Consider the following 23,610-nt stretch of genomic DNA (forward strand, 5'->3'; position numbering starts at 1 on the left):
TCTCCGTTGTCACTGCCCGAGTCGACGGGACTCCACGCCATCCCCGCGCCGTGTCCCGCTCTGGCACACCAATCCAGTTTGGCCGCGTGTTTATTGTCTGTCCGGTTCTCGAATACGTACAATGAGTGACTTGTCCGGAGAAGACGTGGTCGTCGTCGGCGGTGGGTTCGGTGGCCTCTCGGCCGCCTGTTTTCTGGTCGACGCCGGTGCTGACGTGCGACTGGTAGAGAAGAACGAGCAGTTGGGTGGGCGTGCGTCCCGGCTCGAAGCTGACGGCTTCACGTTCGACATGGGACCGTCGTGGTACCTCATGCCCGACGTCTTCGAGCGGTTCTTCGCGTACTTCGGGAAGGAACCGAGCGACTACTACGACCTGACTCGACTGGACCCGCACTACCGCATCTTCTTCAAGGACGGCGACCGGTTGGACGTGACCGGCAACAACGACGAGATGCGCCAGAAGTTCGAGGAGTACGAACCCGGTGCGGCCGAGGCGTTCGACGAGTACCTCGCCACCAGCGAACAGCACTACGAGACGGCGATGAACAAGTTCGTCTACGAGGACCGCTCCACCCTGCGCGACTGGGTGGACTTGGACGTGATGACGGCCGCGCCCATCGGCCTGCAACTGCTCGGGTCGATGCAGGGCCACGTCGAGGACTACTTCGAGCACCCGAAACTCCAGCAGATAATGCAGTACACGCTCGTCTTCCTCGGCGGGTCCCCGAAGAACACGCCGGCGCTGTACAACATGATGAGCCACGTCGACTTCAACCTCGGCGTCTACTACCCCGACGGCGGCATCGGGGCCGTCGTCGACGGCCTCGTCGAACTCGGCGAGAGCCTCGGGGTCACCTACGAGACGGACAGCGAGGTCCGAGAGATATCCCGCCGGAAGGAGGGGTTCCTCGTCGAGACGGTCCACGGCGAGACGTTCCACCCCGACGAAGTGGTCGTCAACGCCGACTACGCCCACGCCGAACGCGAACTCCTGCCCGACCACGAACGGCAGTACGACGACGACTACTGGGACGAGCGCACGTACGCCCCCTCTGCCTTCCTCATGTACATGGGCGTCGAGGGCGACGTCGACCCCCTGGAACACCACACGCTGGTCCTCCCCACCGATTGGGACCCACACTTCGAGAACATCTTCGAGGACCCCGAGTGGCCCGACGAACCGGCGTACTACCTCTGCGTACCCAGCGAGACGGACCCCTCGGTCGCGCCGGAGGGCCACTCGAACCTGTTCGTCCTCGTCCCTGTCGCGCCCGGACTGCACGACGGCGACGCGATTCGTGAGGAGTACCGTGAGAAGATTCTGTCCGACATCGCCGACAACACCGGCGTGGACCTGCGTGACCGCATCGTCTACGAGAAGCAGTTCGCCGTCTCGGACTTCGGCGAGCGCTACAACGCCACCGAGGGGACGGCGCTCGGTCTGGCCCACACGCTCCGTCAGACCGCGCTCTTGCGCCCGAACAACCGCTCGTCGGCCGTCGACGGCCTCTACTTCACGGGGTCGTTCACCACGCCCGGCATCGGCGTCCCGATGTGTCTCATCAGCGGCGAACACACCGCACAGCGTCTCATCAGCGACCACGAATGAGCACCGTCACGGACCGCCTGAGCGAGGTCGCCCCCTCCGAGGACACCCGGTTAGGCTACCTGTTCTGGCTCTCGCGGCCCCGGTTCTGGCTGTATCAGGGCGGTCCGGTCGTCGTCGCGGTGACCTACGCGGCCGACCGGCCGGGCGAACTCTTCTCGCCGCTGGCTATCGCGCTGTTCCTGTACTTCACGATACCCGCGAACGTCTTCCTCTACGGCGTCAACGACGTCTTCGACCGGGACGTCGACGAACACAACCCGAAGAAAGACGAGGGCCGTGAGGTCAGCTATCGCGGTGATTCGGTCGTCCTCGGAACTATCGTCGGGTCGGCCTTGCTGGCCGCCGCGTTCCTCCCGTGGCTCCCGACGCTCGGCGTCGTCGCGCTCCTCGCGTGGGCGTTCCTCTCGGTGGAGTACTCCGCGCCGCCCCTGCGGTTCAAGACGACGCCGTTTCTGGACTCGCTGTCGAACGGCCTGTACATCCTCCCCGGCGTCGTCGCCTACGCCGCCATCGAGGGCGTCGCGCCGCCCGCCTCGGCCGTCGCGGGCGCGTGGCTCTGGACGATGGGGATGCACACGTTCTCGGCCATCCCGGACATCGAACCGGACCGCGAGGCGGGCATCCAGACGACGGCGACGTTCCTCGGGGAGTCGAACACCTACTACTACTGCGTGATGTGCTGGCTCACCGCCGCGTTCGTCTTCACGTACACGCACTGGGTGTTTGGCGCGCTCCTGCTCGTCTACCCGGGCCTCGTCTTCGGCATCCTCGCCGCCGGCGTCGACATCGACGAGGCCTACTGGTGGTACCCGGCCATCAACACCCTCGTCGGCATGGCGTTCACGCTCGTCGGTCTGTGGGTGATGCTGTATGGCTGAGTGGACAGAGCGGGTCGGGATGCCGTCGGACCGCCAGACGGCGACCGCTCGGTTCGACGCGCTGGTCCGCGAACACCGATTCACCATCGCCGTCGTCTTTCCGCTGGTCGGGGCGGTGACGCTACTGGCGAGCGCGGAGGGTCTGCTTCCGCCGCCGCTCGCGTACAACCCCCTCTTCGTCCTGTTCGGGACGCTCGTGATGCGCCTGCCGCTGGTCGCTGGCGTGTTCCCCCTGCTGGACCGGAAGGCGATAGCCGCGCTGGTCGCGCTGACGGCGTACTCCTACGGCATCGAACTCCTCGGCGTCAGAACCGGGTGGCCCTACGGCGAGTTCTCCTACGGCGTCGACCTGGGTCCGATGCTGTTCGGGGAGGTGCCGCTGGGATTGCCGGTGTTCTTCTTCCCGCTGGTGTTGAACGCCTATCTCCTCGTCCTGCTCCTCCTCGGCCGACGGGCCGAATCGACGCCGGTTCGCCTGCTGGCGACGCTGGCGACGGTCATGCTGGTCGATTTGGTGTTGGACCCCGGGGCCGTCGCCATCGGCTTCTGGGAGTACGACGTCCAGCAGTTCTACGGCGTGCCGTGGTCGAACTACCGCGGGTGGCTCCTCTCGGGTACCGTCGCCGTCCTGCTGTTCGACTGGGGGTTCGACCGGGCGGGCCTGCGCCGTCGCCTCGACGACTGCGAGTTCATGCTCGACGACTTGGTGAGTTTCGTCCTCCTGTGGGGCGGCATCAACGCCTTCTACACGAACTGGGTGCCCGTCGCGCTGGCGGCGCTGCTGGGAGCGGGCCTGCTGTGGAGCGACCGCTTCGACTTCGACCTCTCGGAGACGCGGTTGGGCGGCGTCGTGTTACGGTGAGCGGCCCGTAGCGTCGGCAGGTCCGGTCGTTAGTCGGGTCGGGATGGCGGCCGCATCCAGAGACCGTGTGACGACTATCTGGCCTTTCTGTCCGGTCACGTGGGGATTCTCGAAGTAGTATACGGCTCGATACTGTGCTAATAACTACCACGGGTGGGTGTCGAGTCCGACGTAGAGCGCCTCTCGACGGAGCGCGCTCACCGTCGAAAGTGATTACAATGGCTACCGAACGACCGACTGCAGGCGGTGAGGAGGGACAGTTCGAACTCGGCTCGCGGCTTCGGAACGGGTCGCTGCTGATGGCCTTAGCCGGCGTCGCGTTCATCGGCTATGGAATCGTCTTTCTCGTGTTGAACTTCGTGGGGAGTGGCTTCGAACTCGGCGTGAGTACGCTGGACGGCACGACGAAGGCGGCGTTGAACCCGGCGGTGGCGTACTACATCAGCCACCTGCACGTCGCGACCGCCGCGTTCATCATCTCGACAGGCATCGCAGTCACTGCCCTGTCGTGGTACGGCGTTCGACAGCGGCTCACCTGGGCGTGGGCGACCGCAGTACTCTCCGCAGTCGTCGGGTTAGCGCTCGCGTTGCCGATGCACTACACCGCAGACGCGTTCGCCCACGACTGGGTGGTGCATCTGGGGCCCATCTATCTGGCGACGGTCGTCTTCGTCGTCGGTGTCGTTCTGTCCTACCGGGGCGTGCGCGCCTCGGAAGCAGACAGCGTGTGATACACCGTCCGCGCTCGGTGTGCTGAGAGCGCACGCCCGTCGAGCGGCCGGTCCGACGGCGGGTCCTCGAACGCGTGGTCACGCGACAGCGTCCGGCTTCCGGCAACGCCGCCGTCCGCCCGTGCGGTTATCCGACTCCGCCTCCAACTCCCGTTGATGACAGCGCTGTTCTCGCCGCTCGACCTCCGAGAGACGACGATACCGAACCGCGTGATGGTCTCCCCGATGTGCCAGTACTCCTGCGAGGACCGGGACGGCCTCGCCACCGACTGGCACCGAACCCATCTGGGCTCCCGTGCCGTCGGCGGCGCGGGTCTCGTGATGACGGAAGCCACCGCCGTCGAACCGCGTGGGCGCATCTCGCCGGAGGACCTCGGCATCTGGAGCGACGAGCACGCGGCGGCGCTCGAACCCGTCACCGAGTTCGTCCGCGGACAGGGGTCCGTGCCGGCCATCCAACTCGCTCACGCCGGCCGGAAGGCCTCGACCAGTCGGCCGTGGGAGGGCCACGACCCCCTCTCGCCGGAGGAGGGTGGCTGGGAGACGGTGGGTCCGAGCGGCGACCCGTGGCCCTACGAGGACGGCGACGCGCCGCCGACCCAGCGACTCGACCAAGACGGCATCGAGGACGTGATACGGTCGTTCCGCGCGGCCGCCGAGCGCGCCCGCGACGCCGGGTTCGAGGTCGCGGAGGTCCACGCCGCCCACGGCTACCTCCTCCACGAGTTCCTCTCGCCGGTGACCAACCACCGCGAGGACGACTACGGCGGGGACTTCGAGGGCCGTACGCGACTCGCTCGAGAGGTCACGGCCGCCGTCCGCGAGGTGTGGCCCGACGACAAGCCGGTGTTCGTCCGCATCTCCGCGACGGACTGGCTCCCGGACCGCGAGTCGTGGACCGTCGACGACTCCGTGCGACTCGCCGACCGCCTCGCCGAGGCCGGTGCGGACCTGATAGACGTCAGCGGCGGCGGCGTCCACCCCGACTCCCGCCCCGACTACGCCGGCCCGAACTACCAACTCCGCTACGCCGAGCGCATCCGCGAGGAGACCGAGTCGGACGTCGCAGTCGGCGCCGTCGGCGGCATCACGACGGCCGAGCAAGCGGAGGCCGTCGTCGCCAACGACCGGGCCGACCTCGCTATCGTCGGTCGCGAACACCTGCGGGACCCGTACTTCGCGATGCACGCCGCCGAGGCGCTGGACGCGACCGACGAAATCGAGGGGCCGCCGCAGTACCGGCGCGCGTTCGGGTTCTAACCAGTAGTCGCTGCGTCGGTGGGGACCCCTCTGTCCGCACCGACCACCGCGCAGAAAGCCCCCACCCGCTCGCTGGCTGCGACTCGCTGTGGTCCTCGGTCGGGCCGCTCCCTGCGGTCCTTGCGTCGTCTCGCTCAGCGAGCGGGTGGCCCCGTTCAGTCCCGCCCCGTGGACTGTCGGACTGACCGACAGTCGATACCGTTCCGAGTCTCGCTCACACCGAGTCGAGGTCTAAGTCGACGGCGTACCAGTCCAACACCAGCAACAGCGCCGCGCCGACGATGGCCGCGCCGGCGAACGCCACCAGCACGTCCGTCGAGAACCCCACCTCGGTCTGGACCTCGTGGACCGGCGCGCGGAGGGCGCCGACGACGAGGGCGACGAGGAACGCCATGGTCGCCCGGCGGTTCCGGTCCAGCGCGCGGCGGACCGCCCGCGAGATGGTGAACAGGCCGACGAGGCCGCCGAGGACGAACGTCACGACGACGACGCCGACCTCGACGACCTGCGTCAGGGAGCCACCGGTCACGAGGCCGGCGAGGGAGTCGATGAACTCGCTCAGCGCCGTGGACATCCGGGTGTACTGGCCGAGGATGACCAGCAGGAGCGACCCCGAGATGCCCGGGAGAATCATCGCGCTGACGGCGACGGCGCCGGCGACGAACACCAACAGGAGACCGTCGCTGGCGAGGAAGGGCGTGGGCCCGGAGAGGACGAAGGCGATGAGGAACCCGGTCACGGCGGCGCCGACCTGAAACGCGGACTCGACGCTGAGCTCCTTGAGCAACACGACGGCGGAGGCGGCGATGAGGCCGAAGAAGAAGCCAAAGAGGAGCGTCGGTGCGTCCTGGCTGAGCACGTGGACGGCCCGGGTGACCACGACGACGGCGGTGCCGACGCCGGCGACGAGTGCGAGGCCGAACCAGCCGTCTATCTCCTCCCAGACGTCGAGCGCCTCCCGGACCGAGACGCCGCCGTTCGTCGGCACGAACGCCGTGAGGAACTGCCAGATGCGTTCGGGCGTGATGGCGGTGACCATGGCGATGAGGCGGCCGTAGATGCCTGCGATGAGAGCGATGGTCCCGCCCGAGACGCCCGGTACGGCGTCGGCGCTGCCCATGCAGATGCCGATGGCGAACGTCCGCGCCCACTCCCGGAGCGGCGGGACAGAGCCACGGAGGGTCGGCGACGCGTCGGCGGTCTGGTCGGCGGCAGTCATTGCCTCATCGTACCGCCATCTGTCTCAAGTCTCTTGTGGAGTCACGTCGCGGCTACCGGGCCGGCCACGGATTCGGCGTCAGGCCTCGCCGGAGACGACGAGAACGCCGTTGTTGAGCGACGCCGTCCCGCCGCTCGCCGGGAGCGAGACGTCGAACTCGGTGCGGTAGAGGGCCGTGTCCACGGCGACGATGGCGGTGTCGCCGACGACTTCGACGGTCACCGCGTCGTCCTCGACGGGGTAGAGGTCCGCCGCGACGGTCCAGCCGTCGTCGTGTTCTGACCGCGAGACGTCCAACTCGTCGGTGTCGTGTGTCGCGTCCATCGGACGGATGTGGGTAGGTGCCACAGCCGTATAGGGGGCCGTTCGGCGCGCGCCGAATCAGAGGAGGCCCCACGCCTGTAAGCGGTCACCGTCGCCGCCGGGTCTGTCGCTGGCGTCGGTGTACCACCGGTCGCCGATGTCCGTGCGGTAGAAGCAGTTCGGCATGAGGACGTTCCGCGCCCGGTCGTAGGCGCGTTCTTGGGCCTCGCGCATCGTCTCGCCCTTCCCCGTGGCGACGAGGACGATGCCGGACGTCCCGGCCACGCGCCACTGGCCGTCGGGGTAGACGGCACCGGCGACGGCCTCGTCCGTACCCTCGTCGCCTACCGGCACCCGCTTGACGTCCTCGACGTGGTACTCCTCTCGCACCGAGTCGTCGTCGAACGTCACGGGCGCGTTCCGGGTGGTTTCGTCGAACAGTTGCTCGTCGTCGTAGGGGAACGGGGGCATGCAGACGCGGACGCCGACCTGATACCCCGAGTGGACCTCTAAGTCCGGGTCCCGGCCGTTCGCGATGGCCTCGAAGAACTCGCCGATGGGCGTCTCCATCCCCTCCTCTTGGATGTAGATGGAGGGGTAGCCAAAGCGAGGCGTGAACTCCAGCGGATAGACGCCGTCGGCGTCGACGATGCAGTTGACGTCCATGCTGCCGACGTACCCCTCCTCCGCGAGGAGCGGTTCGAGTTTGCCGAGCGTCTGTTCGAACAGGGGACAGCGGTCCGTCCAGAACATGCTCGTCCCCATCTCGCCCGTGGAGGGGCCGATGTTGGAGGGAAACAGTTTCTTGTGCTCGAAGTTGACGTTTATCGGTTCGACGAACCCGTCGCCGTTGCAAAAGCCGCAGATGGCGACTTCGACGCCCTCGACCCGCCGTTGCAACTGGAACCCTTTCATCCGGTCCCCCCACGCCTTCTCGTAGGCTTCCAGCACGGCGACCACGTCGGACCCGTCGTCCTCTCGGCCGACGTACAGTAGGCGCTTGACGTTCTGGACCTCACCGAGCGGTTTCACGACGTACGGCGCGGGGTTCTCGCGGACGTACTCGATGCCGGCCTCGAAGCTCTCGAACTCGCGGTGGGGGAGCGTCTCGACGCCGTACTCCTCTAAGGTCTCCATCGCGAACCCGCGGTCGTCCTCCAGTCGGTCGGTGAGTTCGGTGCCGCCGACGACGGCGTGGCCGTCGGCCCGCAGTTCCTCGGAAATCTTGCCGGTACCTACGTCGCTGCCGTCCCAGACGTCGTCGAAGACGACGACGTCCGCCCACCCCACGTCGGCCCGCCAGTCTTCGCTCTTGGTGACGAAGCCGTCGCCTATCTCCCGTTCGGCCGGGTGGTGGTTGCTGATGAAGTACCGCACGTCGTGGCCCTCTCGCTCGACGCGCCACGCGATGTCGGCGACCAGCGGGGCGTCGAGCGAGCAAAAGAGGAAGTTCGCCATGACCGACGTGCGACCGCTGACGGCCTAAACGTTCGCCCGTCAGCGACAGGCGCAACATTCTGCCCCACGAGAACCGTTTTATCCCTGTTCGAAGAACGTTCGAGTATGACCCGCGAAGAACTCGCGACAGCGAGCGACCTGCTCGAATCGGCCGCTGACGACACCGCAAGCGACGACGCCAGCGAGCGACTCGGCGAACTGGCCGACCAGTTGGAACGGCTGTCGACGGCCGACCGCGGCCCGGACCACGGGCGTCTCGCCCGCATCCAGTCGGCCCTGAACGACCTCTCCTCGGGCGACGGGGAGGACGTGGCCGACACCATCGGCGAGGCCGACGACGCCATCAACGAGTACCGCTCGGACCTCGAAGGGGTCTGAAGCGGACCGAACGCAGCGGCTTCTCGGCAGTTCAGTACCGCCCGACGTCCGTGAGGAGACTCGATAGCCGCGCGCGGACCGTCGTCTCGGCGTCGCCCACCGGTCTCCGTGCGGTCGCGGTCCCGTACTCGTCGAACTCGGTGACGATTCGGTAGCCGACGGTCCGGGGACCGTCGCCGACGCCGTCCGGGTCGTCGCTCCGAGGTCGGACGAGGAGAACTCGCTCGTCGACGATGCGTGCGAGGCGGCCCGACTCGTCGAGCGTCACCGTGACCCGACAGCCATCGCCGAGTCGCTCGGCCCCGAACGGGAGCGTGACGACCTGCGCGTAGCCGTCGCGGTCGGCGACGACGAAGGTCCGGTCTCCCTCGCCGGACGCCCACTCGGTTCGGTGGGGGCGTATCCACTCGCCGCCCATCCCCGACGCCAGGGTCCGGTTCGGGCCGCGGATGGCGTCGGACCCCAGTTCCGGTCGGGCCGTCACCGACGCCGGCGTCGGCGCGTCCCAACTGGCGAGGGTCGCGCCGTCGGTGAGGTGGACCACGGAGGTGTGGGGCAGGTCGTCTCCGTCTAGGATTCCCCAGTGGAAGTGGCCGAACAGGCCGTAGAAGGGGTTCGGGACTCGCCCGGGCGGTTGCCGGCGCGTCGTGAAGACGTGGGTGTGCCTCCGCCGAGAGTGCTGGTGGCTCTCGCGGTAGACCGCGGCGTCGTACCCGGCCGGGCCCGCCGAGTCCTCGGTTATCCGGACCCTGGTCAGCGCCCGGTGGTCGGCGGCGTAGCGGTGCCGCGCCGCCGCGACGATGCGCTCTCGAGGGGTCTCGCCCGACGGCAAGTCGGGGTCGTACGGTCGGAGGTCGGCTACCCGGAGGCCGAGGTACCCGCCGAGGGCGGCCACCGCTCCGCTACCCGCGGCGAGGAACTGCCGCCGCTTCATCGCTCTCCCGCCGTCGGCGTCTGGCGGTCGGCGGCGGCGATGAGCGCACTGTTCACCCCGTCCGGCGCGGTCCAGACGACCCGCACGCCGGCCGTCTCGCCGAGCGAGTGACGCAGGGTCGCACCGGGCGTCAGCGGATACTCCGCCGTGGCGTCGCGGTCACGGCTGACCCACACCGTTGCGCGGTCGCTCTCGGCCGACCGGACGGCCAGTTCGGCGGTGTTCTCGGTGGTCACGCGGTTCCCGCGGACGAACGTGACGTCGACGGCGGACTCGGCCTCGCGCCAGTCGAACGAGAGGAAGACGTTCGGGGGCGATTCGGGGTACGACTCGGTGGAGGGCCCCGACGGCGCGAGGCCGCACCCGGCGAGGGCGGCCGACGCGCCCGTCAGGAACGAGCGACGGAACACGGTCGCAGTTTCCGGTCGCTCAGAATAAGTCTTGCTCCGCGACGGGGTGTAAACTGGCCGTCGGTGGCGAGAGGGCCGTTCGTTCGGCGACCGCTCTTTTCAGTCGCGCCCCTCGCTACCGTCCAACTGCTCGGCCAACATCGGGACGAACGTGCCGATGTCGGTGACCATCCCCACCGCCTGCGCGCTGCCGCGGTCCAGCAGTTGCGTGACCGTCGAGGGGTTGATGTCGACGCAGACGACCCGGGTGGTCGAGGGGAGGCAGTTGCCGACGGCGACGGAGTGCAGGAGCGTCGAGAGCATCAACACCATGTCGGCCTCGTGGGCCTGTTCGCGGATGGCGTTCTGGGCCTCGACGGCGTCGGTGATGGTGTCGGGCAGGGGACCGTCGTCCCGGATGGACCCCGCCAGCACGAACGGGCGGTCGTTCTCGACGCACTCGTACATCACGCCGGACTCGATGGTGCCGGACTCGACGGCCTCCTCGATGCCGCCCTCGCGGATGACCTCGCTGATGGCGTAGATGTGGTGTTTGTGGCCGTGTCGGGCGTGGTCGAGCGTCTCCGTGTCGACGCCCAGCGACGTGCCGTAGAGGTCACGCTCGATGTCGTGGACGGCGAAGCCGTTGCCGGCCGAGAGCATGTCGACGTGGCCCTCGCGGACGAGACGGGCCATGTCCTCGCGGGCGCCGGAGTGGATGAGCGCCGGGCCGCAGACGGCCAGCACCTTCCCGCCCTCCTTCTTCGTCTCCTCGATGGCGTTCGCTATCTTCTGGATGGTCGACTCGGAGGGGCGCTCCGCCGAGACGCCGCCCTGCATGAAGCCGAAGGCACCGCCGGAGTCACGGGGTCGTTCGGGCGGTTCGACCTTGATACCCGTCTCGCCGGTGACGATGCGGTCGCCCTCCTCGACGGCGTTGAGGACCTTCGTGTAGGCTCTCGGCTCCGCACCGTCTTCGACGACGACGGCGCAGTCCATCTCCATGTTCTCGACTTCGACCCACTCGCCGTCGTAGCGGATGAACGTCGGGTGGTTCGTCGTCGAGTAGAACCCCTTGGGGACGACTTGGTCGGCGGGCGCCGGCTGGAGTTTCGCGTCCTTCGGGTCGGCGGGGTTGGCGCCGTTCTGGTGGAGTTCGTGGACGATGGACTGGAGGGTCGCCTCGTCCTCCGCCTCGACCAGCATCCGGGCGTAGGACTCCTCGTCCTTGCGGCGGCCGATGTCGAACTCCTCGACGGTGAAGGAGCCACCCATATCCATGATGGTGCCGAAACAGGACTGCATCATCCCGGAGTCGATGATGTGCCCTTCGAGTATCACTTCGCGAGAGACGGTCATGGACGGGGAATGGAGGCACCCGGGTAAGACGGTTTTGGGTCCGTGCCACTCGCTACCGGCGACGGACCGCGACGTCCGCCTCGTTACAGAACGACCGCACCCGCTCTTCGAAGTCGCCCTCGCCGGGCCACTCGACGGCCGCCCCCAGCGCCGTCGGGTCGCCGACGTAGCACTCGACGGTTCCGTCCGCCGACGCGAGCGGTACGGCGACGCGGACGTACAGGCCCCGGTCGACCCCCTCGTAGGCGTCCAGCGCGTCGACGTCCGGGGTCCGCAGAATCCGGCCCTCGGTCCGGCCGCCCGGTGCGAGGGTCGGATACCGCCCGTCGGTGCGGTGGAGGCCGACCAGTTCCGCCGACCCGCGGTACTCGTAGGTGTCGAGCACCGCCCGCGCCGTCGCGTGGTCGGTCAGCGTCCCGTAGACGAACACGTCCATCGTCACGCTCGCTCGACTCGGACCGAGGCCCCGCCGTCGCCGATGCCGTCGAGCGGCGTCACGTCGTCGACCTGTGCCACCACGCTCACCGGCGAGGCGGCCCGTGGCTCCCCGTCTCGACTGGCCGGGGTCGGCCCCCAGAACAGACACAGGGCGTTCCCCTGCGGCCAGTAGGCGACGGCGCCGACCGGCACCTCGGTCTGTGTGTCCTCTGGCGGCACGTCCACGGCTACCGAGACGTACAGTTCGTCGCCCCAGCGGGCCGCCTCGCCCGCGACCGGGAGCGCGTCGACGAGCGTGGCCCGCGTCCGCCGGTTCGTGTCGGTCCACGTCGCGGTGAGGTCCGTCCCGTCGACGCGGAGTCGGAGGTCGCTCATCGACGGCTGGTGTGCCTGCCAGTGGCATAGCTCCACCGGACGAGCACGGCCGTCGCCCTACGCCTCCTCGACGGAGCGGTCGACGCGCCACGACAGGTCGGCCTCGGCGTCCCGCAACCGCTCGTAGAACCGTCGGAGACCCGCCGACTCGGTGGTCGGCAGGACGTGGAGTCTGACGGTGCCGTCCCGCACAGCCACGCGGAACACGTCGGCCGTCTCCTCGTCGCGGACCAGCCACAGCGGCATCGGCAGGTCGTGGAAGTCGCCGTACCGGTAGGGGCCGTCGGCGAGGATGCCGGCGACCCGGTCGGCGAGGGCCGACGTCGGGAGGTCGCCGTCCGGAACGAGTTCGAACACCGTCCCGCCCTCGTACTCGACGCCGCTCCCGTGGGGGAACCGCCGTTCCGGGCGTTGCGGAATCGAGAACGAGGGGTCCGTCGTCATGTGGCTTCGTGCCACGGTACGGCGTCGTCCGGTTTAAACTCGCGGGCGGACCCCCCGATTGGGTGCTCACTCCGCGTCGTGGGCGGCCGAGCGCGTCATCGCGAGGCTGTACATCGTCCCGACCGACTCGGACCCGATGGCGTCGACGAGCGACTCGGCGCGCCGTTCCAGCGGGTCGCACAGGTCCGGGGGGAGTCGCGCCGCCGCGTCCCGAGCGACGCGGGCGTGAGCGGAGAGGTGGCTCTCGGTCCACGGCACCGGGTCGAGGAGAGTCAGTTCCCGCTCGAAGGCCCACCCGTGGCCGGTGAAGAAGCGCCTGAGGAACGACGCCGGGTAGAACGTCAGCGCCGGCCGGCCGTCGGCGAGTTCGCTTGCGGCGTTCTCGAGGGCGAACAGGTCCCGGACGGTCGCGTCCCAGGGGAGCGGTTCGTAGTCGTCCACGACGAGCTGTGCGCCGGGCGCGGCGACGCGAGCGAGTTCGGCGGCGACGGCGTCGAGCGCCGCCGGGTCGAGTACGTTACAGAGGCCGTGCGCGGTGACGAGGTCCACGGACCCGGTCCGAATCGGCGTCTGTCTGAGGTCGCCCTCGACGACGACGAGGCGGTCGGTGGCGTCCGCACACCGCGCTCGAACCGTCTCGGCGTGGGCGGGGTCGTCCGTGACGGCGTAGACGCGGGCCGCACCGGCGTCCAGCAGTCCCGCGGTCGTGTTTCCCACACCGGCCCCCGCTTCGAGACAGACTCGCCCTTCGACGGGGCGGTCAGCCAGCGCCGCTTCGACCGTCTCGGGAACGTCCCGCGGCGCTCCGTCCTCGCTCACGGCTCAGTGGTGGAGCTGTTCGGGGACGGGGCTGTCGTCGTGGCGCGACTCCTCGACGAGGGCGCGCTGGGCGGCCTCGTCCATCCCGTCGTAGCGACTGGCGGCGTCGAGCACCGTCGAGACGAGTTTCGGGTCGCCCGGGGTCACGACGCTAGTGAGGCCCTGCGACGCGGCGAAGTCGAAGCGGTCGCGTATCGCCTCGGGGGTGGCGACGGGTTCGTACCAGTTCGCGAACGGCCGGTCGGCCTCCGGGAGTTCCGAGGTTGGCGGCCACGACCCCTTGGCGAAGGCCTTGATGCCGAGCGTCCCGACGTCTTCCTCCTCGGCCCGCTTCAGCACTGCCTCGTAGTCGTGCTCGTCGTCGTCCTTCGCCGCGACGACGGGGTTCAGCGGGAACATCACCGTCTCCAGGTCGTCCACGCGGTCGATAGCGTCCAGAATCAGGCCGGGGTCGCCGTGGCTGGTGAGGCCGACGTGGTCTATCTTTCCCTCGTCCTTCGCCTCGCGGATGGCCGCGAGCGCGCCGTCCTCGCCCGTAATTTCGTCCAGTTCCGACTCGTACTCCAGTCCGTGAATCTGGTAGAGGTCGATGGTGTCGATGCCCAGTCGGTCCAGCGACCGGTCTATCTTCCGGGCCGCGCCGTCGTAGCCCCGCTCTTGGGTCTTACAGCCGAGGAAAATCTCGTCGCGGTGCTGGCGGAGTTTCGGGCCGAGTTTCAGTTCGGCGTCGCCGTACGTCGGGGCCACGTCGAAGTGGTTCACCCCGAAGTCGAGGACGTGTTCGACCATCTGGTTCGCGCCCTCCTGTTCCAGCCAGTTCAGGGCGATAGCGCCGAACGTCGCTACGGTGCTCTCCTGTCCCGTCGCGCCGAGTGGTCGGGTCTCCATATCGGAGCGACGAACCGGACGCGCAAAACTGTTGGTGGCGGTCACGGGGAGGACTTTTGCTCGTCGCCGCCATTCCCGGTGGTATGTGTGGCCGCTACAGCCTGTTCGCGCCGCCGGCGGACGTCGAGGCGCGGTTCGACGCCGCGTTCGACTTCGCGTTCGAACCCCGCTACAACGCCGCGCCGAGTCAGGCCCTCCCCGTCGTCACTACCGAGGACCCCGACAACATCCAGCGCATGGAGTGGGGCCTGATTCCCTCGTGGGCCGACGCTCGCTCGGACCACGGCTACATCAACGCCCGCGCCGAGACGCTCGGCCAGAAGAAGTCCTTCGCCGACGCCTACGAGTCCCGCCGCTGTCTGGTGCCGGCCGACGGGTTCTACGAGTGGGTGGACAGCGCGGCACACGGCTCCGCGAACGGTCGAGCGACGACGCCGCGAGACAGCGGTGGCGGCGGGAAACAGCCCTACCGGGTCGCCCTGCCCGACGACGCTATCTTCGCGATGGCGGGGCTCTACGAGCGATGGGAACCGCCCCAACGCCAGACCGGCCTCGGGGAATTTGGTGCGGGCGGCGGCGAGGGGGGTGAGGACGACGTGGTGGAGACGTTCACCGTCGTCACCACGGAGCCAAACGACGCCGTCCGTGACCTCCACCACCGGATGGCCGTGATTCTCGACCCCGACGAGGAGGAGACGTGGCTCACCGCCGACACCGACACCGCCGCGGACCTGCTGGACCCCTACGACGGGGCGATGCGGACCTACCCCGTCTCGACGGCGGTCAACAGCCCCGGCAACGACGGCCCGGAACTACTCGAAGAAGTCGAGCCGTAGCGTTTCGACACCCACAGTTCTCAGGGTGGAACGTTTCCCCCGCCAGCGGAGAAGGCCGCCGCATGCAATCGTTCGCGGAGCGAGCGGAGACGCCGACAGTCGCATCGGACGTGACGGACCTCGTGGGGAACACGCCGCTGGTCCGTCTGGACTCGTTCGCCGAGAACCTGCTGGGGAAGTACGAGGCGGCCAACCCCTACTCGGTCAAGGACCGCATCGCGGCGTACATCGTTGAGGCGGCCGCCGAGTCGGGGGAACTGCCCGACGGCGGCACCGTCGTCGAGGCGACCAGCGGCAACACCGGCATCGGACTGGCGGCGGTGTCGGCGGCCCGGGGCTACGACTGCGTACTGACGATGCCCGAGTCGATGAGCGAGGAGCGGCGGCGCCTGCTCTCGGGGTTGGGCGCCGAGTTGGAACTGACGCCGGCCGACGACGGCATGAGCGGAGCCATCGAGCGAGCGGACGAACTAGCCGCGGCCGACGACGCCGTTCGGGCCAGCCAGTTCGAGAACGCGGCGAACCCCCGCGCTCACCGGGAGACGACCGGCCCCGAAATCTGGCGGGATACCGGCGGCGAGGTAGACGCCGTCGTCGCCGGCGTCGGCACCGGCGGCACCATCACCGGCATCTCGGAGTTCGTCAAAGAGGAGCAGGACGCACCGCTCACGTCCGTCGCCGTCGAACCCGAAGCCTCGCAACTGCTGTCGAACGACGACCCGGACAGCCACGGGATTCAGGGCATCGGCCCGGGGTTCGTCCCCGATATCCTTCGAACCGACCTGCTCGACGAGGTGCGCGTCGCCAGCGAGGACGCGGCCGTCGCCGCGGCCCGCCGTCTCGCCGGCGAGGAGGGACTGATGGTCGGCATCTCGGCCGGCGCGGCCCTGCACGCGGCCACCGAGTACGCACACGACAACCCCGCCGAGACCGTCGTGGTGGTCCTGCCGGACACCGGCGAGCGCTACCTCTCGACTGACCTGTGGAACGCCGGCGAGTAATTCGGACTTACCGGACGAACTCGTGCGGGTTCGTGTCTTCGGTCAGGACACGCCCGTCGTCGTCGTCCCGAAACACCTCGCCGGCCAGCAAGAGGTAGAGCGAGCACCCGGTCGAGAGCAAGACGCCCGCCAGCGGCACCGCGAGCGTCGCCCCCGAGAGCAAGGGGAGGAGTTGCACGACGGCGAGACCGCCGAACGCGACGACGCCGACCCAGCGGCCCCACGGCTTCCGAAGGGCGACGCCGACGCCAGCGGGGAGGAGAACGAGTCCCAACATGGCTCGACTACCCGCGAGAACTATCGTGCCCGTCGAATCGGGCGAGGCGACGGCTCCCAGCACCCCCGACAGGGTGTGTGATACGCCGAGGCCGAGCGCCACCGCCGCGACCACGTACAGTCCAACCTCGCCGCTCTCGTCGACCATAGCACGGGCTGGGAGTGGCGAAGATAAGTGCTTTCGGTGGCGAAATCCGCCCGCAGAACGGTTTACTGGACGCGACCGAAGGCGAGGGTGCCGCTGATAGACTCGATGTAGGCGTTGACGACCTGTCCCTCGCGGGCCCCGGAGACGAAGATAGTGTACTTGCCCTTCTCGGCGACGCCGTCGCCCTCGCGGCCGGTGCCGGTAATCTTCACTTCGTAGGTCTCGCCCTCCTCGAGCGTGGGCGTCTGCTGTTGTGTGTTCTTGCTCGCGCTCTTCGAGACGGGGCGGAACGCACCACAGGCCTGACAGCGGAGCATGTCGACGCCGTCCTCGTTCTTGAGGACGGTGTCGGGCAGGCCACACTCCGAACACGTGACGTACTCGGCCACGTAGGCGTCGATGGCGGCCTGGAAGTCCGCGACGTCGAACGACCCGTTGTAGCGGGCCTCGCCGCCGTCGAACTGGCCGTTGGTCCCGAACTCGCGCTGGATGGCGCTGTGGAGGTGCTGAGCGTCCCGTGAGAGGGCGTCGGCGATGGATTCGAGGTTGGTCAGCCGTGTGAACGCCCCGTCGGTCTGTCCCTCCGGGTCCGGGATGGAGAGGCGCTCACCCGCCTCTCTGGGTTGGTCTGGAAGCACGTCGTACGCTCGCTGGAGTGCGGCCTCGTAGTTCATACCAGATAGAGCGGACTCTGACGTAAATGGGTTCCGTGATAGCCGCTATCACGTCGGCGGTCCGACGGTCTGCGGCCGGAGAATGCGGGCGGTAAGCCCGTCCAGACAGGCGGTCGTGAGTATAGGCGCACCATAACAAATTCTGCGTCGCCGGTGGAGTCCGGTATGACCGTCGACCCGCCGCTCTGGACCCGCAGACGAGTCCTCGCAAGCACGGGCACCGCCGTCGGCGCTCTCGGCCTCGCCGCCGGGTCCGCCGCCGCGGACGAACACCGGTTCGTCGTCGAACAGGGGAATCGTTGCATCCCGATTACACCGCTGTCGGGCGACGAACCCGTCAGGGAGTTCTACCGCTGGGGACAGGAAGACCGGTACTTCAGTTCCACCGGGACGCGTGACCTCCAGCGCCGGGACACCAGCATCCTGTTCCTCTACGACGGGCCCGACGGCCTCAGCCTCGTGGTCGTCCACGACAAACTCGACGACGACTCTCCGGGGGGGTCTGTCTCGTTCCTCATCGAGGGCATCCCCCGCGACGCGCGCTGGGTGGTGCGCGACGACTTCTACGACGGGGACTCGAACTACGACCGCTGGGACATCGACGACACGCGAACGCGCGTGGACTGGACGTGGGCCGCCGAACGGACGGACGGCGGCGCGCTCCGTGGGTTGGACGTGCGGGACCTCTCGCTGACTATCGACCCGTCGTTCAACTCGGAGGCGGCGCTGTTCGGCGACCACTACGACGGCCGCATCACCGACTGGGAGGTGCTCTCCGGCGACATCGACGACCCGGACCGGTACGAACTGGACTTGGACAGGCGACTCCGCCTCCGTCGTGGGTCCTGTGACGGGTCGGACGACGACCACGACGACGACCGTGACCGGGACGACGACCACGACGACGACGACCGTGACCGGGACGACGACCACGACCACGACGACGATGATGACGACGACCGCCGAGGGCCGCCGGACCACGCCGGTCCGCCCGACCACGCGGGGCCACCGGACCACTCGAACGCGCCCGGCCACGCCGGACCACCGGACCACGCGGGTCCGAAAGACGACGAGGAAGACGACGACTGAGCGTCAGCAGTTCCCGAGCGGAATGCGGAGGCCCGCCCCGTCCCGGCGGACCGTCGTCTCGAAGTGGGCCGACAGCGACCGCATCCGGTCGCGAAGCCACCGCGCGGCCGTCTCGTCCGCGGGCGTCACGCGCGAATCGACGATTTCGACCGGCACCAGTTCGAGCGCCGAGAGCGTGCCGTCGGCCACCACCAGTTCGAAGAGGAAGCTCCGGTCGTTGTGGAGGTCGTCCTTGACGAGATAGTCGTCGACGAAATCCCCGGCGTCGTAGATAATCGGGCGGCCCCGGTACGTCTCGACGCCCTGCAGGACGTGGGCGCTGTGGCCGTGGACCACGTCTGCCCCGCGGTCGACGAGCCATCGGGCGACCGACTGTTGCGTCTCCGAAGGGGCGGTCTCCCAGTTTGGCCCCCAGTGGAGCGAGGCGACCAGCAGGTCCGGGTCGCGCTCCCGCGCTCGTGCCAGCGCTCCCCCGACCCAGTTGCGGGTGAGTCGGTCACTCGGGTTCAGTGGCGCGTAGGCGGTCCCTGACGCGTTCGCACGAGCGGCGTAACTCGGCGACTGATCGGTGACGGCGACGACGGCCACGTCCAGTCCGCCGACCTCGACGTGGACCGGTTCGAAGGCCGCGGCCCTGTCCGGTCCCGACCCGGCCGTGGCGACGCCGGCGTCGGCGAGGTGGTCGAGGGTGTCGCCGAGGGCTTGTGGTCCGAAGTCGAGGGCGTGGTTGTTGGCCTGACTCGCGAACACGGTGCCGGCGCTCCGGAGGGCGTCTGTCGCCCACGACGGGTGCGCCCGGAAGTGGTACGTTCGGCCGGGCCGCGGGTCGCCGCGAGCGGAGATGCAACACTCCAGATTCAGAAAGAGGCCGTCGAGCGCGTCGAGGCGGTCGGCCATCCCGTCCCAGACGCCGGTTGGGTCCTCCCGCCAGCGGTCGTCCACGTTCCGGCCCAGCATCACGTCCCCGACGAACCCCAGTCGCGCGGTCCCGCCGGCGTCGACGGGGGGCGGACACTCGACGGGAACCTCGCCGGCGCTTCCCAGACAACCGCCGAGACCGGCCAGCGAAGCGGCGAGCACGCTGCGGCGGGTCGGAGCCATCGTCAGTCACGAAGCGTGGCACCCTCTTGAACCCGGTCCCCGAGACGGCTATTCGAGGTGGTGGGCGAACATTCACGGCGATACTCACCGCTGACCTCCAGCATCCCTGCGGTGGGGTCTGTGACCGCCCGTTACGGTCACGAGTCGTCGACGGCGACGACGTGGGCGTCCTTCGGGTCGAACCGGACGGTCACGTCGCCGCTCGGCGGGGACGCCGTCCTGAGGCGGAGGGTCTGCTCACCCCAGTCGAGGTGGACCCGCGTCGTCTCGCCGAGGAACTCCGCGCTCGTCACCGACGCCGAGAGCGCCGTCTCGCCCCTGTCCAGCGAGAGTCGCTCCGGCCGGATACAGAACGTGAGGCGGTCACCGACGTCGGCACGGTTCCGACTGTCCAGTCCGACGGTCAGCGACTCGCCGCCGACCGATACCGACGCGACGGGGCCGTCGGCTCCCGACCGGACGTCTGTCACGCGGCCAGAGAGCACGTTGTTGTCGCCGACGAAGGCGGCGACGAACCGGGTCGCGGGGCGGTGGTATATCTCTCGCGGCGACCCCACCTGCTCGACGCGTCCGTCGCGGACGACGGCCACCCGGTCGGAGACGGCCAGCGCCTCCTCTTGGTCGTGGGTGACGTACACCGTCGTGATGCCCAGTTCCTGCTGAATCTCGCGGACCTGCACTCGCAGGCGTTCGCGGAGTTTCGCGTCCAGCGCGCTCATCGGTTCGTCAAGCAGGAGGACGTCCGGTCCCGGCGCGAGCGCCCGGGCCATCGCCACCCGTTGCTGTTGCCCGCCCGAGAGCGTGTCCGGGTCACGGTCCTCGGTCCCCCCGAGGTCCACCAGTTCCAGCAGGGTCGCCACTCGTTCGTCCCGGGAGACGCCGCCGGGCGGGTCGGTGAACCGGAGGCCGTACGCGACGTTCTCGCCGACGCTCATGTGCGGAAAGAGGGCGTAGTTCTGGAAGACGACGCCCACGTCGCGGTCCTCCGGGGGGACGCCGGTGACGCGGTCGCCCCCGAAGCGGACGGCGCCGCTCGTCGGCGTCTCGAACCCCGCGAGCAGTCGCAGTGTGGTCGTCTTCCCACAGCCAGAGGGACCGACGAGCGTGAAGAACTCCCCCTCGCGCACCGACAGCGAGACGTCCGCCAGCGCGGTGGTGTCGCCGTAGCGCCGGATGACGCCGTCGAGCGCCACCGCCGGGGCGTCAGAAGCCACCGTCTGCACCCCCCAGTCGGTCGATGACGAGGAAACTGCCAGCCGTCACGACGAGGAGGACCACGCCCATCGCCGTCGCCGGACCGAGTCGTCGGCCGATGAACCGCTCGATAGCGATGGGCATCGTGAACTGGTCGGTCCCCGTCGACAGCACGACGGTCGCGGAGAACTCCCCGACGGAGATGGCGAAGGCGAACGCCGCGCCGGCGACGACGGCGGGCCACACCAGCGGTAACTCGACGTCCGTGAGCACCCGGGCGCGCGGTGCGCCCAGCGCCCGGGCGGACTCGACGAGGGACTGGTCCATGCGCTCCAGTCCGGGCGCGACGGTGCGGACGACGAACGGGTAGCCCGAGACGGCGTGAGCGGCGACGATGGCGAGAGCACCGCCGACTGCGAGGCGCGTGCCGCCGATTTCGACGCCGAACACCAGTCCCCGAAGGAGGCCGAGGCCCACGACGATGCTCGACACCGCGAGCGGTGCCATCCCGACGGCGTCGAGGACCTTCCGACCGCGGTACTCGCGGGTCGTGAGGACGGCGACGACGACGCCCATCGGCAGGGCGACCACGAGCGACCCGACCCCGAAGACCAGCGAGTTGCGGACGGCGTCCCACGGCGTCACCTGAAACGCGGCCGCGGTCGCCTGTCGCTCGACGAGGAACGCGTAGTGTGCGAGCGTCAGTCCGGCGGGGCCGCTCACGCTCGCGTACACCATGCTCGCGATGGGCGCGACGAAGACGGCCAGCGCGACGACACTGTAGACGGCGAGCCCCGCTCTCGGGAGCAGTTCCCCGACCGAGAGCGACGGGGGGCGGAGCGGCCGCCGGGGGAGCGGTCGGATGCCGCGGGCCCGGGTGCTGTGTCGCGCCTCGTACCGCAGGTAGGCATACAGCAGACCCAGCGAGATGGCGAGTTCGACGACGGCCAGCGCCGCGGCCTCGGCGTACTCGAAGTCCCGTATCAACTGGTAGACGAACACCTCGACCGTCGCCAGTTGGAACCCGCCCAGCGCGAGGACGATGGGGAAGGTGCCGAAGGTGAACACGAAGGTTAGCGCCGCCCCCATCAGCACCGACGGGTACAGTTGCGGGGCGACCACGTCGAGGAACGCCCGACGAGGACTCGCCCCCAGACTGCGGGCCGTCTCGACGGCGCTGGCGTCGACCGACTCCCACGCCGCCGTCGTCACGCGAGCGACCAGCGGCGCGTTGTAGAAGGCGTGGGCGATTATCACGGCCTCCAGCGTGAACAGCAGGTCGACTTCGCCGAGACCGAGCGCACCGATGACGGCGTTCAGCGTCCCGTTCCGGCCGAACGTGGCGACGAACCCCACCGCGACCATGATGGACGGCAGGACGAACGGCAGGATGGTCAGCGAGCGCAGCGTCCGCCGGCCGGGGAACTCGTAGCGGGCCAGCAGGTACGCCGCGGGCAGTCCGAGGACGACGCTCGCGACCGAGGAGAGCGCCGCCTGATACGCCGTGAACCCGACGACGCCGAGTCGGCGGTCCGGCGAGAGGAGGTCCCCGAGGACGGCCAGCGGCGACTTCCCGGCGGCCAGTCCGGCGAGGTCACCGACGTAGAAGGGGTCGCCGAGGAGGCGCGCGAACACCGACAGGGTCGCTCGCCCCTCGACGAGGACGCTGTCGACGAACACCGTCGCCACCGGGTAGTAGAAGACGACCAACAGGAGCGCCACCGTCCCGGCGGCCAGCGTCGGGAGCACGTAGCGTTCGAGGCGAGCGCGCACCCGCCGCTCTCGCGGCCTGCGAGCGGCCGCCGTTCCGTCGCCAGCGTCGCTCACGTCAGTTCTGGGCGAACTGCTGGCTCCAGTCCTCGACCCACCCGCCGACGGAGCCCTGCAGTTCGTCGTAGGTGAACGTCACCGCCTCCGGCGGTTCCAGCGCGAACTCCGCGTAGTCGCTCGGGAGGTTCGCGTCGGTCGTCGCCGGGAACGAGACGTTCCGCACGGCGATTTCGCCCTGCACCTCGGGGCGGAGCAGGAAGCCCATGAACTCGCGGGCGAGGTCCGGTTCGTTCGCGTTCTCGAAGACGGCCATCCCCTCGGGGTTGGCGTATCCTTGGTCGTTCAGGAAGCGAATCCGGTGTTTCGCCAGGTCTTGGTCGTAGCGGTTGGCGTACACGCGGTCGGTCGAGTACGAGGTCACGATGGGTGCTTCGCCCTCCGACCACGCGCTGTAGGAGTCGTCCCAACTGCCCAGCACGCGCACGCCGTTGTCCTGCAGGTCGGCCCAGTAGTCGAGGTAGCCGTCGGCGCCGAACTGCTTCACGGTGTGGAGCATGAACGCTCTGCCGGTGTCGGAACTGCTCGGGTTCTGGGTGATGAGGGCGCCGGCGTGCTCCTCCGCCAGCAGTCCCTCGAACGTCTCGGGGGCCGTCGTCGACGTGCCGTCGAAGACGAGGCTGATGTACCCGGTGTCGAACGGCACGGCCCGGCCCTGCGGGTCGAAGGTGAGCGCGTCTTTCACGTCGCTCTGGCCGCTCACGTCGCCGGCGTCGGCGAACAGCGGGGCGTCGAGCGTCCGGTCGACGCGGACGAGGTCGTCGGCACTCAGACCGACGTAGACGTCGGCCTCCACGTCGACCCCGGCCTTCTGGCGCTCGATGAAGTGGTTGACCTCGTTGCTCGGCGTCTGCCACACCAGCCGCGCGTCGAACTCGCTCTCGAACTGCTCTTTGAGCCACGCGCCGGGGCTGGAGGAGGGGGCGTCGATGAACGGGCTGTACGTCCCGACGACGAGCGTTCGCTCGGTGTCGGCGTCGCCTGTCGTGTCGCCCTCTGTGCCGATACCGCTACATCCGGTCAGCGCCGTCGCTACGGTCGCGCCGGCCGCCGTGAGGAAGTTCCGCCTGTCCATTACCGGGTGGTCGCACTTAGTTGTACTTAACCCCCGTGTTCTCGG

26 protein-coding genes are annotated in these 23,610 nt (G+C 69.0%); 9 read left to right on the forward strand and 17 right to left on the reverse strand.

From position 1 onward, the window contains the following. Positions 1-121: 121 nt before the first annotated feature. The 5 genes from crtD (at position 122) to Hhyl6_RS13255 (ending at position 5,340) form a co-directional block, all read left to right on the forward strand. Positions 122-1,609 (forward strand): carotenoid 3,4-desaturase, encoded by a 1,488-nt coding sequence (crtD, locus tag Hhyl6_RS13235; RefSeq protein WP_483739727.1) that lies wholly within the window; start codon positions 122-124, stop codon positions 1,607-1,609. Further along, complete coding sequence (locus Hhyl6_RS13240) at positions 1,606-2,487, forward strand: prenyltransferase (protein WP_483739728.1); 882 nt, start codon at positions 1,606-1,608, stop codon at positions 2,485-2,487. The genes crtD and Hhyl6_RS13240 overlap by 4 nt, the downstream gene beginning before the upstream one ends. Beyond that, complete coding sequence (gene cruF, locus Hhyl6_RS13245; RefSeq protein WP_483739729.1) at positions 2,480-3,349, forward strand: bisanhydrobacterioruberin hydratase; 870 nt, start codon at positions 2,480-2,482, stop codon at positions 3,347-3,349. Before Hhyl6_RS13240 ends, cruF begins: the two co-directional genes overlap by 8 nt. 218 nt (positions 3,350-3,567) lie before the next feature. Beyond that, positions 3,568-4,080 carry a hypothetical protein gene (locus Hhyl6_RS13250; RefSeq protein ID WP_483739730.1) on the forward strand — a complete coding sequence of 171 codons (513 nt, stop codon included), beginning with the start codon at positions 3,568-3,570 and terminating at the stop codon, positions 4,078-4,080. 156 nt (positions 4,081-4,236) lie between these two features. Further along, positions 4,237-5,340, forward strand: a complete 1,104-nt coding sequence (locus Hhyl6_RS13255; protein ID WP_483739731.1) for an NADH:flavin oxidoreductase/NADH oxidase — start codon at positions 4,237-4,239, stop codon at positions 5,338-5,340. Positions 5,341-5,554: 214 nt separating this feature from the next. Here Hhyl6_RS13255 and Hhyl6_RS13260 read toward each other — a convergent pair whose 3' ends face one another. The 3 genes from Hhyl6_RS13260 to Hhyl6_RS13270 all read right to left on the reverse strand — a co-directional run bounded on the left by Hhyl6_RS13260 (position 5,555) and on the right by Hhyl6_RS13270 (position 8,320). Further along, entirely contained in the window at positions 5,555-6,559 is a 1,005-nt protein-coding gene (locus Hhyl6_RS13260; RefSeq protein WP_483739732.1) for a DUF368 domain-containing protein, read from the reverse strand. Between the two features lie 78 nt (positions 6,560-6,637). Further along, positions 6,638-6,883 (reverse strand): DUF7127 family protein, encoded by a 246-nt coding sequence (locus Hhyl6_RS13265; RefSeq protein WP_483739733.1) that lies wholly within the window; start codon positions 6,881-6,883, stop codon positions 6,638-6,640. Between the two features lie 57 nt (positions 6,884-6,940). After that, positions 6,941-8,320, reverse strand: coding sequence for a phosphoribosylglycinamide synthetase C domain-containing protein (locus tag Hhyl6_RS13270; protein WP_483739734.1), 1,380 nt, complete (start codon positions 8,318-8,320; stop codon positions 6,941-6,943). A gap of 105 nt (positions 8,321-8,425) precedes the next feature. Here Hhyl6_RS13270 and Hhyl6_RS13275 point away from each other — a divergent pair, with 105 nt between their 5' ends. After that, entirely contained in the window at positions 8,426-8,698 is a 273-nt protein-coding gene (locus Hhyl6_RS13275; RefSeq protein ID WP_483739735.1) for a DUF7553 family protein, read from the forward strand. A 31-nt stretch (positions 8,699-8,729) separates the two neighbouring features. On the opposite strand, the gene Hhyl6_RS13280 is transcribed toward Hhyl6_RS13275, so the two are convergent. The 8 genes from Hhyl6_RS13280 to Hhyl6_RS13315 form a co-directional block, all read right to left on the reverse strand. Then, a complete protein-coding gene (locus Hhyl6_RS13280) occupies positions 8,730-9,632 on the reverse strand; it encodes a hypothetical protein (protein ID WP_483739736.1) in 903 nt (300 codons plus the stop codon). Beyond that, positions 9,629-10,042, reverse strand: coding sequence for a hypothetical protein (locus Hhyl6_RS13285; RefSeq protein ID WP_483739737.1), 414 nt, complete (start codon positions 10,040-10,042; stop codon positions 9,629-9,631). Before Hhyl6_RS13285 ends, Hhyl6_RS13280 begins: the two co-directional genes overlap by 4 nt. A gap of 99 nt (positions 10,043-10,141) precedes the next feature. Beyond that, a complete protein-coding gene (locus Hhyl6_RS13290; protein ID WP_483739738.1) occupies positions 10,142-11,380 on the reverse strand; it encodes an ornithine cyclodeaminase, nickel-pincer nucleotide-dependent in 1,239 nt (412 codons plus the stop codon). A gap of 52 nt (positions 11,381-11,432) precedes the next feature. Next, positions 11,433-11,816 (reverse strand): gamma-glutamylcyclotransferase family protein, encoded by a 384-nt coding sequence (locus Hhyl6_RS13295; RefSeq protein ID WP_483739739.1) that lies wholly within the window; start codon positions 11,814-11,816, stop codon positions 11,433-11,435. Between the two features lie 2 nt (positions 11,817-11,818). Continuing rightward, positions 11,819-12,193 carry a cyclophilin-like family protein gene (locus Hhyl6_RS13300; RefSeq protein ID WP_483739740.1) on the reverse strand — a complete coding sequence of 125 codons (375 nt, stop codon included), beginning with the start codon at positions 12,191-12,193 and terminating at the stop codon, positions 11,819-11,821. 57 nt (positions 12,194-12,250) lie between these two features. Further along, entirely contained in the window at positions 12,251-12,637 is a 387-nt protein-coding gene (locus Hhyl6_RS13305; RefSeq protein ID WP_483740732.1) for a hypothetical protein, read from the reverse strand. A gap of 66 nt (positions 12,638-12,703) precedes the next feature. Continuing rightward, on the reverse strand, positions 12,704-13,456 hold the full coding sequence (locus tag Hhyl6_RS13310) for a class I SAM-dependent methyltransferase (protein WP_483739741.1): 753 nt from the start codon (positions 13,454-13,456) through the stop codon (positions 12,704-12,706). A 3-nt stretch (positions 13,457-13,459) separates the two neighbouring features. Further along, positions 13,460-14,344: an aldo/keto reductase gene (locus Hhyl6_RS13315; RefSeq protein WP_483739742.1), complete on the reverse strand. Its 885-nt coding sequence runs from the start codon at positions 14,342-14,344 to the stop codon at positions 13,460-13,462. A gap of 83 nt (positions 14,345-14,427) precedes the next feature. On the opposite strand from Hhyl6_RS13315, the gene Hhyl6_RS13320 reads away from it, so the two are divergent. Both Hhyl6_RS13320 and cysK read left to right on the forward strand, forming a co-directional pair. Continuing rightward, a complete protein-coding gene (locus Hhyl6_RS13320) occupies positions 14,428-15,180 on the forward strand; it encodes an SOS response-associated peptidase (protein WP_483739743.1) in 753 nt (250 codons plus the stop codon). A 62-nt stretch (positions 15,181-15,242) separates the two neighbouring features. Further along, positions 15,243-16,181, forward strand: a complete 939-nt coding sequence (gene cysK / locus Hhyl6_RS13325; RefSeq protein ID WP_483739744.1) for a cysteine synthase A — start codon at positions 15,243-15,245, stop codon at positions 16,179-16,181. Positions 16,182-16,188: 7 nt separating this feature from the next. Here cysK and Hhyl6_RS13330 read toward each other — a convergent pair whose 3' ends face one another. Together Hhyl6_RS13330 and Hhyl6_RS13335 are read right to left on the reverse strand one after the other, a co-directional pair. Then, positions 16,189-16,605, reverse strand: a complete 417-nt coding sequence (locus Hhyl6_RS13330) for a hypothetical protein (protein WP_483739745.1) — start codon at positions 16,603-16,605, stop codon at positions 16,189-16,191. Positions 16,606-16,667: 62 nt separating this feature from the next. After that, positions 16,668-17,279 (reverse strand): translation initiation factor IF-2 subunit beta, encoded by a 612-nt coding sequence (locus Hhyl6_RS13335; protein WP_483739746.1) that lies wholly within the window; start codon positions 17,277-17,279, stop codon positions 16,668-16,670. A gap of 165 nt (positions 17,280-17,444) precedes the next feature. On the opposite strand from Hhyl6_RS13335, the gene Hhyl6_RS13340 reads away from it, so the two are divergent. Then, complete coding sequence (locus tag Hhyl6_RS13340; protein WP_483739747.1) at positions 17,445-18,368, forward strand: hypothetical protein; 924 nt, start codon at positions 17,445-17,447, stop codon at positions 18,366-18,368. A gap of 3 nt (positions 18,369-18,371) precedes the next feature. Here Hhyl6_RS13340 and Hhyl6_RS13345 read toward each other — a convergent pair whose 3' ends face one another. The 4 genes from Hhyl6_RS13345 to Hhyl6_RS13360 all read right to left on the reverse strand — a co-directional run bounded on the left by Hhyl6_RS13345 (position 18,372) and on the right by Hhyl6_RS13360 (position 23,565). Then, positions 18,372-19,469, reverse strand: a complete 1,098-nt coding sequence (locus Hhyl6_RS13345) for a CapA family protein (RefSeq protein WP_483739748.1) — start codon at positions 19,467-19,469, stop codon at positions 18,372-18,374. 137 nt (positions 19,470-19,606) lie between these two features. Then, entirely contained in the window at positions 19,607-20,683 is a 1,077-nt protein-coding gene (locus Hhyl6_RS13350; protein WP_483739749.1) for an ABC transporter ATP-binding protein, read from the reverse strand. Continuing rightward, positions 20,673-22,490: an ABC transporter permease gene (locus Hhyl6_RS13355; RefSeq protein ID WP_483739750.1), complete on the reverse strand. Its 1,818-nt coding sequence runs from the start codon at positions 22,488-22,490 to the stop codon at positions 20,673-20,675. Before Hhyl6_RS13355 ends, Hhyl6_RS13350 begins: the two co-directional genes overlap by 11 nt. 1 nt (position 22,491) lies before the next feature. Next, positions 22,492-23,565 (reverse strand): thiamine ABC transporter substrate-binding protein, encoded by a 1,074-nt coding sequence (locus Hhyl6_RS13360; protein ID WP_483739751.1) that lies wholly within the window; start codon positions 23,563-23,565, stop codon positions 22,492-22,494. Positions 23,566-23,610 lie beyond the last annotated feature (45 nt).

The organism is Haloarcula sp. H-hyl6, assembly GCF_056934455.1.

Excerpts from the sequence above, each read along its gene's own strand:
- crtD (WP_483739727.1), top strand. The coding sequence starts at position 122 with ATGAGTGACTTGTCCGGAGAAGACGTGGTCGTCGTCGGCGGTGGGTTC.
- Hhyl6_RS13240 (WP_483739728.1), top strand. The coding sequence starts at position 1,606 with ATGAGCACCGTCACGGACCGCCTGAGCGAGGTCGCCCCCTCCGAGGAC.
- cruF (WP_483739729.1), top strand. The coding sequence starts at position 2,480 with ATGGCTGAGTGGACAGAGCGGGTCGGGATGCCGTCGGACCGCCAGACG.
- Hhyl6_RS13250 (WP_483739730.1), top strand. The coding sequence starts at position 3,568 with ATGGCTACCGAACGACCGACTGCAGGCGGTGAGGAGGGACAGTTCGAA.
- Hhyl6_RS13255 (WP_483739731.1), top strand. The coding sequence starts at position 4,237 with ATGACAGCGCTGTTCTCGCCGCTCGACCTCCGAGAGACGACGATACCG.
- Hhyl6_RS13260 (WP_483739732.1), bottom strand. The coding sequence starts at position 6,559 with ATGACTGCCGCCGACCAGACCGCCGACGCGTCGCCGACCCTCCGTGGC.
- Hhyl6_RS13265 (WP_483739733.1), bottom strand. The coding sequence starts at position 6,883 with ATGGACGCGACACACGACACCGACGAGTTGGACGTCTCGCGGTCAGAA.
- Hhyl6_RS13270 (WP_483739734.1), bottom strand. The coding sequence starts at position 8,320 with ATGGCGAACTTCCTCTTTTGCTCGCTCGACGCCCCGCTGGTCGCCGAC.
- Hhyl6_RS13275 (WP_483739735.1), top strand. The coding sequence starts at position 8,426 with ATGACCCGCGAAGAACTCGCGACAGCGAGCGACCTGCTCGAATCGGCC.
- Hhyl6_RS13280 (WP_483739736.1), bottom strand. The coding sequence starts at position 9,632 with ATGAAGCGGCGGCAGTTCCTCGCCGCGGGTAGCGGAGCGGTGGCCGCC.
- Hhyl6_RS13290 (WP_483739738.1), bottom strand. The coding sequence starts at position 11,380 with ATGACCGTCTCTCGCGAAGTGATACTCGAAGGGCACATCATCGACTCC.
- Hhyl6_RS13295 (WP_483739739.1), bottom strand. The coding sequence starts at position 11,816 with ATGGACGTGTTCGTCTACGGGACGCTGACCGACCACGCGACGGCGCGG.
- Hhyl6_RS13300 (WP_483739740.1), bottom strand. The coding sequence starts at position 12,193 with ATGAGCGACCTCCGACTCCGCGTCGACGGGACGGACCTCACCGCGACG.
- Hhyl6_RS13305 (WP_483740732.1), bottom strand. The coding sequence starts at position 12,637 with ATGACGACGGACCCCTCGTTCTCGATTCCGCAACGCCCGGAACGGCGG.
- Hhyl6_RS13315 (WP_483739742.1), bottom strand. The coding sequence starts at position 14,344 with ATGGAGACCCGACCACTCGGCGCGACGGGACAGGAGAGCACCGTAGCG.
- Hhyl6_RS13320 (WP_483739743.1), top strand. The coding sequence starts at position 14,428 with ATGTGTGGCCGCTACAGCCTGTTCGCGCCGCCGGCGGACGTCGAGGCG.
- cysK (WP_483739744.1), top strand. The coding sequence starts at position 15,243 with ATGCAATCGTTCGCGGAGCGAGCGGAGACGCCGACAGTCGCATCGGAC.
- Hhyl6_RS13330 (WP_483739745.1), bottom strand. The coding sequence starts at position 16,605 with ATGGTCGACGAGAGCGGCGAGGTTGGACTGTACGTGGTCGCGGCGGTG.
- Hhyl6_RS13335 (WP_483739746.1), bottom strand. The coding sequence starts at position 17,279 with ATGAACTACGAGGCCGCACTCCAGCGAGCGTACGACGTGCTTCCAGAC.
- Hhyl6_RS13340 (WP_483739747.1), top strand. The coding sequence starts at position 17,445 with ATGACCGTCGACCCGCCGCTCTGGACCCGCAGACGAGTCCTCGCAAGC.
- Hhyl6_RS13345 (WP_483739748.1), bottom strand. The coding sequence starts at position 19,469 with ATGGCTCCGACCCGCCGCAGCGTGCTCGCCGCTTCGCTGGCCGGTCTC.
- Hhyl6_RS13360 (WP_483739751.1), bottom strand. The coding sequence starts at position 23,565 with ATGGACAGGCGGAACTTCCTCACGGCGGCCGGCGCGACCGTAGCGACG.